Here is a 14,912-nt window from a genome sequence, read left to right as displayed (position 1 = left end):
TTATCTAATCGATTAATGTGTCTACCACTACCACAGACAAAAATAGGTGGCTTATTGCAGTGTCAGCAATCTTGATCCACGTCTCGATTGGTGGCATTTATGCGTATAGTATTTATCAGAACCCATTGAATGAGACACTCGGATGGGCGATATCAGACGTAACATTAGCATTCACGATTGCGATATTTGTGCTTGGGCTTACAGCCGCATTCCTTGGAATCTTTGTTGAGCGGTATGGACCGCGGATAGCTGGTCTTACCGCTGCCGCTCTTTACGGCATTGGAACAATCGGAGCAGGGGTAAGTATACAGCTCGAGAGTCTTCCATTATTCTTCGCAACGTTTGGTGTGATTGGAGGAATGGGGCTTGGAATTGGATATATCTCACCGATTTCAACGCTCGTTGCTTGGTTTCCTGACAGGCGAGGTATGGCAACCGGGATGGCAGTGATGGGATTCGGTGCCGGAGCATTGCTGACTGGTCCTGTAGGGAATTTTCTCATCCAGCAGTATAGTATATCTGCTGCGTTCTATGGGCTTGGAGCGACATACTTTGTATTAATGACGCTTGGAGCAAGTTATCTCAAGAAACCACCAGATGGATGGCTACCATCAGGTATGAGTGAAAATGATCTCGCAGCCGAAGATGATGAGGGGGGTATCTGGGGCGATCTTGAAGAACTCACCGCGCGGGAGGCTCGAAAGACGCCTCGATTCTGGATGGTTTGGCTAATTATATTTATTAATGTGTCTGCCGGAATTATGCTCCTAGCATTTGCCTCTCCAATGCTGCAATCAATCGGTGGAGCAAGTGCAACGACAGCCGCTTTTATTGTTGGATATATTGGGATATTCAATGGTGCTGGACGGATCGCATGGTCAAGTCTATCAGATTATGTTGGTCGAACAACAGTATATGGGGCGTTCTTTGGGATTCAGATTGTTGCTTTCTTTTTAATGCCACAGGTCAGTGGTGTCTGGATTCTCGCCGCGTTGCTGTTCCTCATCATTACCTGCTATGGTGGCGGATTTGCTTGCTTACCAGCGTATCTGAGCGACCTCTTTGGAACAACTGAAGTCGGAGCAATCCATGGATACAGTCTTACAGCATGGGGACTCGCAGGTGTCGCCGGACCAACGCTTGCATCGGTCATTCTTGAATCGACGGGTGATTACACAACTGCACTATATATCATCAATGTCGTCTTAATCGGTGGACTCCTGACTGTTGGAGTGCTTCGACGACGAATTAATACGATTCAGGATGCCCAAGCAGCACCACCGGCTGCGGCAGGTGACTGAGCGAAGGCGAGAGCCAGGTGTCGTTCATACGACGCTCTCGAAATCATGCTCTTTGATCAACAGAGACTAATATAAAAATTGAGGTAGCTGACGTATCGAGCCATCCGAACGGTATGAAACAATTTAGTTATTGATTTTCGAACCGACTGTTTATATTAACTCAATCTACATTAAGCATAGAATATATTGAGATATACTGGTCTAGTGCGTGCAGGTGAGGATGTCAGTGAATCACGTTGCTCACTGTTATTATTATTCTAGTGGTGTCTGCTATAGCAGAGTTTGGCATCCACCCACGACTGAACTCGTGGGATTCCTCTTATGAGAGTCTCAATCGCTCTGAGACACTCCGAGAGTAATATTCCCGCTTGATGCGGTACTCTACTCTGGTTTGTGTACTCCTCGTTGACCGTTGTCTCTATAAGCGACAGCGGGCTCTGATGTTCCAGACAACTGTGATTGGTCCACTTGAGGGACACAGCGCGTGTCATCGCCCCTACTGCGGTGGTCTGTTGTCTCAGGTCAGGAACGATACGATTCAGATGCCACTCCACCAAATCAGCGTGTCCCCCACCTCAAACCCGCAGAGACACGGTACCGAGTCCTCGTGACGAATCGAATTGTCTCCTCTCGCTACACTCAGGACACGTTTGACTTGTCCACGCCTCGGACTCTGATTCGACCGTGAGGTGATATCGCACTCTTCACACACGTCCTCGAGACGGTCGATGAACCAGCGGTATGCCCAGAAGTTGTGCGTCTTCAAATTCACACGAGCCGGTTAGTGTGTCGAGAGAACGCCCTTGATGCCTCCCACGCACAGCGTGGAGACACCCTCGTCGGACAAGCGGTCTACATGATCACGGACAAGACTGTCTTGGGCGCGGTTGCGCCGATTCGTGCGCTTTCGGTACAGCACAGACAGTCGATTCGACTCGATTACTGGATTCGCGATGGTTTTTCGAGAAGCGGCTGATAGTGCGCGATGAGCTCCGTGGTATCGCGGAACTTCTCGAACAGGGTGGGTCCTTCGTACAGGTATTGAGTGCCGGTTGAGACGGTGCAGGCGACGAGGTTGGTCGCACCACCGTCCAAGGCGGCTTCGTGGGAAGCCAGTCGAGAATCAGGGATCGGTATGGTGACTAATCGGAAAGCCCTGAACATATCTTCGAGTTCGTCGAACACAATTTCAAGCCGGTTCTGCTCACCCTGGCACTGGCACTTCCACTTCGGGTCACCCGCTATTTCATCACGAAGGCGGTGGTTCCGATTCAGTCCGAGCTCGTCTGTGAGTTTGGAGCCAATCGGGACTTCGAGTCGGGAGCGCTTCCCGTGCTCAATGGTGTAGTGGTTGTGCGGACGTAGACGTAAGTGCGAAGCGTGTACTCGCCCGTCGTCTTCGTTACCTCAGTAGCCGGGTGGTGACGGCTTCTCATCGAGTTCCCCGGCGTGGTACTTTTGATTACTGCTGAAGAACGACTGCCACGCTTCAGTATTTTTGCGGATGATTTGTTGGGCACCGGAACTGCTGAGGACGGCTTTATACTTGCCTTTGAGACTCCCGGTATCGGCGTTCCAGACGCCTTCATTACCGTGGAAGTTTTGCCGGCAAGCGTAGTTTATCTTGTTCCAGAGACTTCCAGAAGCGTCCAACCATTGTTTGAGCAGCTTACGCTCCTTTGGATTTGGAGAGCAGAGGCAAACATCAAGCTGGTTGGCTCGCTTCATGAGTATATCGGAGGAAATATTCGTTCGTGAAGTCATGGCATGGACTAGCGCTGGGGACTCGGTATTGCTATCGCTTGTGGTTCGTGTTTTGAAGTGTCAGATTCATTTCACGAGTAAACTCGTGGGCTTTCTCGTTAATTCTCCGTGATTCTTACCGGGTGGACAGCCTGGGAAGCGAATCAACCTGTCTGTTAAATCAGCGTGAGCAGACAGTTTGAATTTCTGTGATCACGATCTGTTCGGTATGGGTGTGGGTGTGAGTATGTTTTCGAGTGTTACACCAGTGCACGGCTGAGACCAACGAAGTGTCCGGGGGAAAATCAGAGATTAGAATTAGAATTTGAATTTAAATTTAAATTTTCGAAATTCAAAATTTAGAATCGTACGGACAGCTCTGTATAAGATATCAATCTTACATACAGGTTCGGCGACAACAGTGCTGGTGGTTACTTACCCGCGGAAGAGTTGAAGCACTTCATCGCTTACTGACGGTTCGACAGCTAGCGTATATGTTTCATCTGGTATCAACTCTGTTTCCGGACCGGCAATACGATTTCCACCGGTGCTGGAAACAACAAGGCAGCCACGGGGAAGTCCAACTTCTTCAAGCGTTCGCTCCGCAACTGGAGCCTCGGGTGCAACAGTTATTTCAAGTAAGTCTAAATCACTAGTCGTATCTTCGATAGCTCGTACATCTGATTCAACAGTATTAGCAGCAACGCGTGCTGCTGCATTCTCTGGGAAGACGACTTCGTCAACCCAATCATCATATTCGCCTTTGGTTTCAACGTCGGTTCGAAGGATTGTTTTCAAATCAGATCCCATCCGGGTGGCTGCAAGACAGATTGCAAGATTTGTCCCCGTCTCTGCGGTGAGTGCAGCAATAACATCTACACGCTCAAGACCAACTTGCTCGAGAATCGTTGGTCGTGTCGCGTCACCTTCAATCACTGTTGCGACATAGTCGTCTGCAATTGTCTGTGCACGGTCTGAATTGGGTTCAATGACAATAACGTCATATCCGCGGTCACTGAGTATATTCGCTGTCCGCCGACCAACACGACCGCCACCGGCGATGAGAGTTCGTGGTTGCTTTGCTGACATTATTATATTTCCTCCTGAGCCGTTGTATGTGCGGGACTGTCTTGAGTGTCAGTGTCTCCGGATAACGATGAATCTGTGTCTGTAACGGCTGCGTCAACAGGGTCAGACGTCGGAGTAGGGTCTGAATCCGGATCTGGACTGGGACCGGGACCGGAAGTGGGATCAGATGGTCCACCGGACGTGCCGCCACCACCGTCACCACCGCTTGGGGTAGCGCTAGATCGCGAACGTAACCAGTTCAGTCCATAGTATGCAATAAATCCGAGAGTAATCCACCCTGCACTAAGTATCAGGGCGAGTTGGTCATTTTGGATCAAATAAAAGACCAACACACCAGTTAACAACACATTGAGTATAATTCCAATTATTGGAGGTGCAGGGTAGTATGGAATTTTGTAGGGACGAGTCATATCGGGACGTTCCCGCCTGAGTTTGATCACTGAGAAATTGACGATGACGAATGATAATAAGAAGAATAAACTCGACATATAACCGGCGCTCACTGTTGGAAGTACGACGGACAAGAGCATGACAACACCGCTGACGATAATAGCAACAAATGGCGTTCCAAATCGGTGATGAAGATTCCCAATTGAACCAATTAGCTGTCCCTCACGTCCCATTGCAAAGGCGACGCGTGAGGATGCAATAACAACTGCATTGAGTGCGGTCAGTGTCGAAAAGACGGCTCCGAAAACAATGAGTGCACCACCGTTCTGAATGATTGGGAGACCTGTTGGCATGAATGACGTCGCTGCATTTGCGATGCCTGCCTCTCCAGCCTGTGCAAGTCCAGATGCCCCGAGTGTTCCAATAGCTACGGTGACGACAAGTGCATAGATAATAACAGTTGCAGCAAGACTCAGGAAGATCGCTTTAGGAATATTCTCTCGCGGATTTTCAACTTCCTCGGTGACAGTTGTAATGAGGTCATATCCTTCAAACGCAATGAAGGTCAACCCCATCGCTGGAAGAATACTTAATGCCGACGAATCATCAGGGAATAACGGATTGAAATTTTGGAATGTAAAACTCGTTGGTTCACCACCACCAACTGAGAGGAATCCAAAGAGAATGAAAATAAGCAGAATGATTACTTTCGTTATTGTAAAGAACGTCTCAGCACTTCCGCTAGCAGCCGTTGAGATTGCATTCACGACAACAAGAAGTGTAACAGCAGCAAAAGCAAGACCCAATTGAACGGGAATGTCGATGCTACTGAGTGGAAGGGCGATGGCACCGACAGAACCAGGTTTCGGCGTGAATCCATATACATGGAGTAACTCAATGAAATTCGGGGCGAATCCAAGCGCGTAGAGTGCTCCCGCAATCATATATGCAAACCAAAGCATCCACCCCAGTATGAATGATGAACGGTCGTCGAATATCTCACGTACAAAGGCATATCCACCACCGCTTTTCGGGATTGATGCAGCGAGTTCGGCGTATGATAACCCAGTAAATGCCGTTACAACTCCGTTGAGAACAAACACCAGTAATGCTGCGGGACCGGAGATTTCTGCGGCAAGTCCTGTGAGGACAAAAATTCCAGCACCGATCATTGCACCCATCCCGATCATCGTGGCATCTAACAGCCCAAGTTCAGCCGTTGGCTCGCGAGTTCCCTGGCTCATCGACGTATAATAAGCTATGTCGCCAGACTGTTAAATACTGGTGACCAGTGTGAATTATTTAATTCATCATACATCTCAAATAGCGTCTGAGTATGGCGATAAATGCAAAATTAAATTATAGACAAATCTGCTCACATGAGTGATAGAAAATTAGATATGTGTCTCGGGATTTTTTACCTTTGGTATCATAGCATAGATTATAAATATGAGTATGCGTGCTGCTGTGTATCATGGTCCGCGTGATATTCGTGTCGAGGATGTTTCTGAACCGACAGTAGAGAAATCAAAAGATGCAATTGTCCGTGTCACACACAGCGCCGTCTGTGGCTCTGATTTATGGTTTTATCGAGGAAAGACAGATCGTGATGTCCCGTCTCGTGTTGGGCACGAACCGATGGGTATTGTCGAAGAAGTCGGTGATGACGTGCAATCTGTTGATATCGGTGACCGTGTTTTTGCACCGTTTAAAATAAGCTGTGGTTTTTGTGAGTTCTGTCGTCGTGGATTGCACACATCATGTAAGAACAGCGATAGTTGGGGCGGTGACAATGGTGGTGCACAGGGTGAAGTGATTCGATGTCGTCACGCGGATGGAACCCTTGTTCGTGTCCCAGATGCGTATGCCACTGATGACAGCATGCTTCGATCTATACTTCCACTGACAGATGTCATGGGAACAGGTCATCATGCAGCGGTGAGCGCAGGTGTCACTGCTGGGTCGACGTGTGTCGTAGTTGGCGATGGTGCCGTTGGACTTTGTGGCGTGCTCGCCGCTCGTCGGTTGGGTGCTTCACGGATTATCGCTGTTGGTCATCATGAAGACCGGTTATCACTCGCTCGTGAATTTGGGGCTACCGATATAGTCGCTACACGTGGCGAGGAAGCCATTGAGACTGTTCGGGAGAGAACCAATGGTGGTGCTGAACATGTGCTCGAGTGCGTCGGTGCAACAAGTGCGATGAAGACTGCTGTTGAGGTGTGTCGACCTGGAGGGACAGTCGGATATGTTGGTGTTCCACACGGACTTGATGATGGTCTCGATCTGTTTTCTTTCTTCAGAGGTAACATCACGCTACAGGGTGGCGTAGCTCCTGTCCGTGCGTATGCGGATGAACTACTAGCCGATGTGCTCCAAGGGACGCTCGATCCTTCGCCAGTATTTACAAAGACTGTTGATCTTGACTCAATAGCAGAGGGGTATCAAGCGATGGACGAACGGGATGATATCAAGGTTCTTGTCGAGCTATAGATAGCACGAACAACTTTCACTCAGTTGGGCTACACACACGAATAAAATCAAAAATATTTATATGATATTTATGAGATAATGTCTCACGGGCAGGATCGACAGGTGAAACGGCATCATTTTGATTATTTTTGTATCGAACTCAATTGACACCACCAACACCTGAGCTAGCCTCAGGAAGATCATGTGCATCTGCATCCATATTGAGTGCTTCAAGCGCAGCTGCAAGATGTTTATCTCCTGCGTAATCTGCATCATCAGCAATACGAATTTCTTGTGCTTTTGCAAGCACTTCTCCTCGGCGATCAGACGGGATGTCGTATTTATCCGTTGATAATTCAATGATTAATCCATTGTTATCCTGCGTGTACAATGAAAAGAAGACACCACGGTCAAACATATTGTATCCTCGACCATCGGCTTCCAGTGCAGCCATTACATCCTCAAAATCTGATGGTGCAACACTAAAACAGAGATGATGGACAGCGCCGATACCACCGCGTTGTGGCTGTTGAGTTGATTGTCGACCACCAACGAACACCGTGAGGATTCGACCATCACCAGTATCAAAAAATAGATGTGTTTGTGATGGGTCATCAAGATTTGGTTGTCTAAGGACTAGTGGCATCCCGAGGAGGTCTTGATAAAATTCAATTGTATCCTCTTCGTTACTGCCCCAGATGGTTATGTGATCAGTTCCAGTCGTCCGAATCGGGCTATCAGGGTGTTCAGCAGTGACTGATGTTGCGTCCGTATTGTCCGTCATACCTCCGGTATCGTCGCGAGCGATATAAGCGGGGGAGTAAGCTGACACTACCCCTATCATATCTGGTGTAGGGCAAACAAGGGGTGTTAGAATGGCATCAACCGCAATTGTGATGCAATTACGATTGGATCAGTTGTCTACAACGGTGCCTACGAAGCGATCGCGACGATATCTACAGTGCTCACAAAAGAATTGTGCGTACCCCGCTGGTTGCACGCCAGCAAGATCCATTTCGTTTCCGCAGTCAGGACACCAGTGTGACCCAATATCTTGACGATTCTGCGCTAACATACATTATTAATTGGGAAGGTAATATAATAGCCTATTGGTTTCTATTCGATTATTCGGCTCAGAACTGTCAGGTAGAGAATTTTTGTCCGATATGAGATTTATTATTGTAGTATATCATACTATATTGCAATTCAGTATCGAAATTTGTAGTATGAAACAGATTGGTGCAGAGACTATCTTAATATCGGGACGGAAGATATGCAAATCCAATTAAAAACACCACAGTGAGACCGGATGCAATTGAGACACCCCAAAGTCCATTCTTTTGTGTTTGATACTGCTCTATCGATGCTTTCTGTTGTTGGAAGTGTTCGAAATTTTGGGTGAGTTGTAGCGTTGACTCATCAGGGAAATGTGCAAGATATGTCTCATCACCGACAGTGACGTTATCGTTGTGACTGACGTCAATTGTGCTTGTTCGCGGAGCAGTCCATGCCAATTGAACACTTTCATTCGTTATCGTATCAACGGTTGTTGTATTCCCCTGGTACTCAATAGTATCACCCTCAGCGTATGACCGGGTTTCTGGCTCGGGAAAATACTCCTCAGCAAGAATAAGTTGGTCGCCACCACGGACCACATATCGTTCATCATTTTGCGTGACCGTCTCAGTGCTTACATTTGGATCTGCGGCAAGAACAGCGGTCTCATTCACCGATTCACGAAATGTCAAACTCGTCGGGTCACCACCGCTGCTGTCGACGAGCACTCGCCATTGTTGTTGATCAACAGTCTGTGTTGAATTATTCCCGAATGAGACGACATATTGTGCCGACTCATTGGTGTATTGTATTGCACCTTGTGTTACCGTTGTTTCGGTCCCACCGTGACCACCGCCTCGTTCCGCTGTTGAGATTGATGAGACGGTGTATGTCTGTCCACTGAGTTCAAACCGGTCGTCAGAGCTAAGTTCATATGTCGGATCCTCAAACTTGACATGTGGCGTTTCTGCGGTCGCAATGAGCGAATACGCACCCGCACCGACGATAATGAATAATGCGACATATATTGCCGCAGCGCGTCGTTGCATATTCTCGGATTTAGCGACATAGTGTATAACGGTTATCGTTTCGAAGCCACAGCCAGGGGATGAAGCGATGCGTCCAAACGGATTGGAGCATTACCTTCACCAGATGGATATTCGTTTTTTAGGTAGCGCACAGGAGGTTGGTCGAAGCGCTATCCTTGTCAATGATCGGTTGTTGCTTGATTTCGGGATGTTGACCGGAAACCCACCACAATTTCCGGTTGAGACGCCTCGCCCAGACGCTGTTGTTGTTAGTCATGGCCATCTTGACCATGTCGGTGCCGTTCCATCATTGCTTTCTGGAGATCGCCGACCACCGATTCACTGGACCGCTCCAACACAGGAGTTAGCATTGACGCTAGCTCGTGATACGCTCAAACTTCATGGCGGAACATACGATTGCCCGTTCACACAGGAAGAGGTTCACCGCGTCACCCAAGTTTCAGAAACACATACATACAAAGAGACCTTCGACGCTGCTGGTCATTCGATTACTTTCTATAATGCCGGTCACATCCCAGGGAGCGCGCATGTACTCATTAATGATGGTGACACGCGACTATTCTACACCGCTGATTTTCATACAGAGAATCAGCGACTCGTCTCAGCCTCTACAGCACGTCCTGAAGCAGATATCGTTATTTGCGAAAGCACTTACTCAGACGTCCAACACGACTCCCGGAAGAAGATTGAAAATCAATTTGTTGAGAGTGTCCGAACGACTATGTGGCAGGGTGGTACTGTTATTGTTCCCGCGTTCGCAATCGGACGAACACAGGAGTTATTACTTGTTTGTGCAGCAAACAATATTGACTGCTATGTTGACGGGATGGGGAAGCGCATAACAAAGATGCTTCGAGAACATCCACAGTTTGTTCGAGGTAAGGAGGCGCTTAGGCATGCGAAATCAAACGCCCGATTCGTCACCGGTCGGGATGGTCAGCGGAGACGAATCGCTGAACAGAATACAGTAATTGTGACAACAAGCGGAATGCTGTCTGGCGGTCCGGCAATGACATATATTCCTGAGATTCGGTCAAATCCAACAAATAAGATCACACTCACCGGGTATCAAGTCGAAGGGACGCCTGGTCGATCACTGTTAGAGACTGGGCGTGCTGAGATTAATGATCGTGTGATGCCAGTTAGTGCACAGGTTGAGTGGTATGATTTCTCTGCACATGCAGATAAGGATGGTCTCATGGAGCTTCTTAACGAATATCAGGATGCACCGGTGTTAATCAATCATGGTGACCGATGTCAACGATTTGCTGATGAACTGAGCGCCGATGGATTCGATGCAACAGCACCAGCGCTTGGTCAAGAAATATCAATCTGAGAGATGCGTCTTTCTGTTTGAATCTTAGTTGATATCGATTTTTTGTATCTATTGAGTCAGACTGTTGATTTCTGGTTATGACATCCATAGAATGCAATTTTGCCGAAAGCTATCTGTCGGCTGCACAGTGACAATATCACATGACGGATCCATTCGTCGTAATTGGTGGTGACGCAGCAGGGCTATCAGCTGCTAGTAAATGTCGACGGGAAACACCGACACGAGATGTCGTCGTTTTTGAGCAAGGGTCATGGGTTTCATATGCACACTGTGGAACACCGTATTTTATCAAGGGCGATGTTGAACATCTCAGTGATTTGCAGTCGCTCTCACCTGGTGATATTGAGGAGCGAGGAATTGATCTTCGACGAAACCACGAGGTAACTACAATTGATACTGAATCGAGTGCACTAATGGTCTCGGATGGTACCAAATCTTTCGAATATCCGTATGAGGAGCTGCTGATTGCAACTGGAGCACGCGCAGTGTCAGCGCCCATTGAGGGGGCTGATCTTGACACGGTGTTCACACTTCATGGGTTACCTGATGCGACCGCACTTCGGTCCTTCTTGACACCACCAGCGGAGTTCGATAGTACCGAGTTAGGCGGGGGGAGTGCACTCAATGTGTCGATTGCTGAGCAGTATGGGGCAATACAACCGCCTGAGACAATCGCAATTGTTGGTGGTGGATATGTCGGTGTGGAGATGGCTGAGGCGTTCAGTGCATGGGACTGCAAAGTGCATCTCTTCCAGCGATCAGAGCGTCTATTACCCGCATTTGGGACAGCAGTTGGCGATGCTATCGTATCAGCACTTGAATCAGCTGGTGTGATAGTGCATCTTAATGAAGCGGTTGACCGGCTTAGTGAGACGGACGGGCGGCTAGACAACATTGTCTATGAGGATGGACATACACTCGATGTTGATGCTGTGCTCATTGGAATCGGGATCCGTCCAAATATCGAATTACTTATAGATACACCAGTTGACCTTGGAACGACTGGGGCAGTTGCAACAGATGAGTATGGAGAGACAAATGTAGAAAACGTGTATGCCGCTGGTGACGTTGCTGAACTCGAACATATGGTCACAGGTGAGACCACGTGGAGTCCACTTGGACTCCCAGCGAATCGAGCAGGACGAGCCATCGGGGCAACGGTTGGTGGGTCGCCGACAGAAGTTGGTCATGTCGCTGAGACAGCGATGCTAAAAGCATTTGAACTCGGTTGTGGGCGGGCAGGAATAGTTAATCCTGACCGAGCAGAGGCAGCTGGATTTGACCCCGTTACAAAGACGATTACTGCAGGATCACGTTCCGGATACTACCCAGGTGCTAAAGAAACGACAGTCACGCTCACCGCCGATCGCAAGAGTGGTCAGTTACTCGGTGGTAGCCTCGTTGGGGCTGACCGCGCTGCCGTTCGTATCAATACGATTGCAACAGCACTTGGTGGGGAAATGAGTGTTCAGGAACTCGAACAGCAAGACCTCGGATATGCACCGCCATTCAGTCCAGTGTGGGATCCGATCCTTGTCGCTGCTAAAGTGCTGAGTGGTGAATTAGAGTAAACGATGCGTCATGTGTCATGTAATTTGTATTATATGACACAGTAATATTCATTTCTCAAAAAGGTCATCATAAGAATAAACCACAAGTGTAGACCATTTCTACGGGCGCAGAAAGTAGGTGAATAAATTCGTTATTTGTTTTGACGGAGTGAGTCAAGAAACCGGTATTGATTGCTTGGGTCATAGCCTCTGAACAGAAGGCTATTCGTGAGAACTGAGACCGATGAGAGCGCCATCGCCCCAGCAGCAAGGACAGGCTGTAACAATCCAAGTGACGCAAGCGGAATCATCGCTGTGTTATATCCAAGTGCCCAGAACAGATTTTGTTTGATCTTCTCAAGAGTACCCTCAGAGATTCGGATAGCGTGAATAACATCAACTGGAGAATCACGCATCAATGTTACTTCAGCCGTTTCGATGGCAACATCAGTCCCGGATCCAAGCGCCGTTCCGACAAACGCTGCCGCCAGTGCCGGTGCATCATTGACACCATCGCCGACCATCATTACTCGCCGGTCTTCACCTGATTGAATCGTCTCGACGGCATCTGCCTTTGCTTCTGGAAGAACTTCTGCGCGAACATTTTTAGGATCGATACCGACCTGACTCGCGACTGCTTTTGCAGTTCGTTCATTATCTCCTGTAATAAGATAGACGTCTGTTCCACGAGCATGTAGACTTTCGACTGCATCTGTCGAAGAGTCCTTGATTGTATCTGCATCAGCGATAATACCGATGAGACGCCGATCATTGTCTACTGTGGTATCGGCGTCACCGCTAATCGAGACGTCTGGTTCATCGATGACACCAACGAGCATCGCCGTTTTACCATCAGACTCGAGATCACGCAGCGTTGACTCTACAGGGTCGATATTGATATCGGCATTTGTGAGAAGTCGATGGTTGCCAACAATCACAGTTTGTTGATTAACGGTCGCTTGGACGCCCTGTCCAGGAATCGAATTAAAATCTGTTACCGCAGGGACATTGATATTGGACTCAAGCGCTGCATCAACGATTGCATCACCTAATGGATGCTCACTATTTTGCTCAGCAGCAGCCGCAAGGCGAAGGACGGTCGCCTCGTGAGGGCTTCCCAAGAGCTCTGTGTCTATGTCTATATCTGTGTCAGTGAATGTGGATAGGGAGTTTGTGTCTGAATAAGCCGATTCGTCACCACCATCATCTGGACGCAGTTGCCCACCGTCCGTATGTGGATTGATGGCAATGACATCTGTGACAGACATTTCGCCTGTCGTCAGTGTTCCCGTCTTATCAAACACCACAGTGTCAATATCTCGAACACGCTCTAACACGTCACCGCCCTCGAATAAGACACCATTCCTCGCACCGATTGTCGTCCCGACCATCGTTGCTGCTGGGGTTGCAAGACCAAGCGCACAGGGGCATGCAATAAGAACCGCAGAAGCAAACACCAAAATAGCAAATTCAACCGTTGAAACGGTACCCCCAGCAACAATCGGTCCACCAGCGATGACTCCTATCGCTGGAATAAATCCAGTGAGACTTGCTAATGTTGTTGGAAAAGCGAACCACAGTAACGCCCAAACAGTCGCATTGATAATTACTGCAGGGACAAAATATGCAGAAATACGATCAGCGACTTGTTGAATCTCTGGTTGACGCGATTGAGCCTCTTTGACTGTCTGAACAATCTGTTGTATAGCAGTATCAGAGCCAACTTTTGTTGCTTCAATAGTAATTGCACCGTTTTGATTGACCGTTGAGCCGACTACGTCATCGCCTTGGGTCTTCGACACCGGGACAGACTCACCAGTTACCATCGACTCATCAACCGCAGAGGTTCCCTCAATAACGGTTCCATCGGTCGGGATTTGCTCACCTGGGCGGATTTTTAGCTGGTCACCGACGGTAATGTCAGAGACAGGAACGGTTTGTTCAGCACCGTTTTCGATCAGTGTGGCAGTATCGGCTTCCATCTCAAGAAGTGAGCGAAGTGCCGAAGATGCTTGACCTTTTGAACGAGCTTCAAGATAGTTTCCAAGAGTAATGAATACAAGAATTAGTGCAGCAGTGTCAAAATACAGTCCTGCTTGCGGAAGAACATCAAGAAGGGCAACCACAGAATATAGATATGCGGTTGAAGAGCCGAGTGCAATCAGTACGTCCATATTCGCCGTTCGGTTACGTACGATCGCAGTATAGCTATTTTCATAGAATTCCCGACCTAGCACTACCTGAATGGGTGTCGCGAAAGCGAAGGCAGCCCACCCAAATGGAATGGTAGTATATGGAATTGTCGCTGGAATAGCACTCGGTACGAGCAGATGTAGTGACATGAAAATAATAAGCGGCGTCGCAAGAGCCGCACCGAACAGTGTGAGTCGACGTTGACGATGTATTTCTGCCCTGCGAGCAGTTTCACGGGTATTAGCGTCGGTATTGTTAGTATCGCTATCTGTGGTCATATCATGATTATTATCAGTATCTGATCTGTCATCGATTGGTGTGTATCCTGCCCCGTCGATGATGTCTGCAAGGTCATCAACTGTCATCACGGCAGGATTGTATCGAATCTGTGCTTCATCAATAGCTGCATTGACATCAGCGGTGAGAACACCAGGGGAGGACTCAAGCGCACACTCAACCGTTTGGGCACAAGATGAACATGAAAGATCTGAAACACCCATTGAAGTGCGCTCAGCAAGCGGATTATAACCAGCAGACGAGATTGTGTCATACAGTTGCGTAACGGAGACTATCGTTGGATCATGCGTCACTGCTGCTTCATCCGTCGCAACGTTGACTGAGACCGCCTCAACGCCTGCGAGCGATGAAAGAGCATCTTGCACCGATTGTGAACAGGTAGCACAAGACATTCCCGCAACGTTGATATGAGTACGTTGAGTGGACATGATCCTAA

Annotated in this window: 10 protein-coding genes and 1 pseudogene; 4 read left to right on the top strand and 7 right to left on the bottom strand. The window is 48.3% G+C overall.

Features of this window, described 5'->3' with window-relative positions; translation table 11 throughout:
• Window positions 1-17 precede the first annotated feature (17 nt).
• On the top strand, window positions 18-1,301 hold the full coding sequence (locus tag J07HQW2_RS11035) for an L-lactate MFS transporter (RefSeq protein ID WP_021055597.1): 1,284 nt from the start codon (window positions 18-20) through the stop codon (window positions 1,299-1,301).
• Between the two features lie 431 nt (window positions 1,302-1,732).
• Here J07HQW2_RS11035 and J07HQW2_RS20045 read toward each other — a convergent pair.
• The 3 genes and pseudogenes from J07HQW2_RS20045 to J07HQW2_RS11020 form a co-directional block, all read right to left on the bottom strand.
• Window positions 1,733-3,029 (bottom strand): annotated as a pseudogene (locus tag J07HQW2_RS20045) (transposase); the annotation flags it as partial.
• Between the two features lie 450 nt (window positions 3,030-3,479).
• Window positions 3,480-4,133: a potassium channel family protein gene (locus J07HQW2_RS11025; RefSeq protein WP_021055595.1), complete on the bottom strand. Its 654-nt coding sequence runs from the start codon at window positions 4,131-4,133 to the stop codon at window positions 3,480-3,482.
• Between the two features lie 2 nt (window positions 4,134-4,135).
• Window positions 4,136-5,767 carry an APC family permease gene (locus J07HQW2_RS11020; protein ID WP_021055594.1) on the bottom strand — a complete coding sequence of 544 codons (1,632 nt, stop codon included), beginning with the start codon at window positions 5,765-5,767 and terminating at the stop codon, window positions 4,136-4,138.
• Between the two features lie 211 nt (window positions 5,768-5,978).
• On the opposite strand from J07HQW2_RS11020, the gene J07HQW2_RS11015 reads away from it, so the two are divergent.
• A complete protein-coding gene (locus J07HQW2_RS11015) occupies window positions 5,979-7,016 on the top strand; it encodes a zinc-dependent alcohol dehydrogenase family protein (protein WP_048075255.1) in 1,038 nt (345 codons plus the stop codon).
• Between the two features lie 139 nt (window positions 7,017-7,155).
• On the opposite strand, the gene J07HQW2_RS11010 is transcribed toward J07HQW2_RS11015, so the two are convergent.
• The 3 genes from J07HQW2_RS11010 to J07HQW2_RS11005 all read right to left on the bottom strand — a co-directional run bounded on the left by J07HQW2_RS11010 (window position 7,156) and on the right by J07HQW2_RS11005 (window position 9,100).
• Window positions 7,156-7,779 carry a VOC family protein gene (locus J07HQW2_RS11010; RefSeq protein ID WP_048075254.1) on the bottom strand — a complete coding sequence of 208 codons (624 nt, stop codon included), beginning with the start codon at window positions 7,777-7,779 and terminating at the stop codon, window positions 7,156-7,158.
• Between the two features lie 129 nt (window positions 7,780-7,908).
• Window positions 7,909-8,070, bottom strand: coding sequence for an HVO_2142 family zinc finger protein (locus tag J07HQW2_RS18590; protein ID WP_021055591.1), 162 nt, complete (start codon window positions 8,068-8,070; stop codon window positions 7,909-7,911).
• Window positions 8,071-8,248: 178 nt separating this feature from the next.
• Window positions 8,249-9,100 carry a hypothetical protein gene (locus tag J07HQW2_RS11005; RefSeq protein ID WP_021055590.1) on the bottom strand — a complete coding sequence of 284 codons (852 nt, stop codon included), beginning with the start codon at window positions 9,098-9,100 and terminating at the stop codon, window positions 8,249-8,251.
• A gap of 103 nt (window positions 9,101-9,203) precedes the next feature.
• Here J07HQW2_RS11005 and J07HQW2_RS11000 point away from each other — a divergent pair, with 103 nt between their 5' ends.
• On the top strand, window positions 9,204-10,436 hold the full coding sequence (locus J07HQW2_RS11000) for an MBL fold metallo-hydrolase (protein WP_048075648.1): 1,233 nt from the start codon (window positions 9,204-9,206) through the stop codon (window positions 10,434-10,436).
• A gap of 140 nt (window positions 10,437-10,576) precedes the next feature.
• A complete protein-coding gene (locus J07HQW2_RS10995; protein WP_021055588.1) occupies window positions 10,577-12,007 on the top strand; it encodes an FAD-dependent oxidoreductase in 1,431 nt (476 codons plus the stop codon).
• 131 nt (window positions 12,008-12,138) lie between these two features.
• Here J07HQW2_RS10995 and J07HQW2_RS10990 read toward each other — a convergent pair whose 3' ends face one another.
• Complete coding sequence (locus J07HQW2_RS10990; protein WP_021055587.1) at window positions 12,139-14,904, bottom strand: heavy metal translocating P-type ATPase; 2,766 nt, start codon at window positions 14,902-14,904, stop codon at window positions 12,139-12,141.
• Between the last annotated feature and the right edge of the window lie 8 nt (window positions 14,905-14,912).

This window comes from Haloquadratum walsbyi J07HQW2 (genome assembly GCF_000415985.1).
GTDB classification, from domain to species: domain Archaea; phylum Halobacteriota; class Halobacteria; order Halobacteriales; family Haloferacaceae; genus Haloquadratum; species Haloquadratum walsbyi_B.
Note: the sequence above shows the minus strand (reverse complement) of the source record. Positions and strands in the feature narration are given on the sequence as shown.

Coding starts and splice junctions, on each gene's coding strand:
- J07HQW2_RS11010 (WP_048075254.1), bottom strand. CDS start 7,779: ATGACGGACAATACGGACGCAACATCAGTCACTGCTGAACACCCTGAT.
- J07HQW2_RS11020 (WP_021055594.1), bottom strand. CDS start 5,767: ATGAGCCAGGGAACTCGCGAGCCAACGGCTGAACTTGGGCTGTTAGAT.
- J07HQW2_RS11000 (WP_048075648.1), top strand. CDS start 9,204: ATGGATATTCGTTTTTTAGGTAGCGCACAGGAGGTTGGTCGAAGCGCT.
- J07HQW2_RS10990 (WP_021055587.1), bottom strand. CDS start 14,904: ATGTCCACTCAACGTACTCATATCAACGTTGCGGGAATGTCTTGTGCT.
- J07HQW2_RS11025 (WP_021055595.1), bottom strand. CDS start 4,133: ATGTCAGCAAAGCAACCACGAACTCTCATCGCCGGTGGCGGTCGTGTT.
- J07HQW2_RS10995 (WP_021055588.1), top strand. CDS start 10,577: ATGACGGATCCATTCGTCGTAATTGGTGGTGACGCAGCAGGGCTATCA.
- J07HQW2_RS11005 (WP_021055590.1), bottom strand. CDS start 9,100: ATGCAACGACGCGCTGCGGCAATATATGTCGCATTATTCATTATCGTC.
- J07HQW2_RS11015 (WP_048075255.1), top strand. CDS start 5,979: ATGCGTGCTGCTGTGTATCATGGTCCGCGTGATATTCGTGTCGAGGAT.
- J07HQW2_RS18590 (WP_021055591.1), bottom strand. CDS start 8,070: ATGTTAGCGCAGAATCGTCAAGATATTGGGTCACACTGGTGTCCTGAC.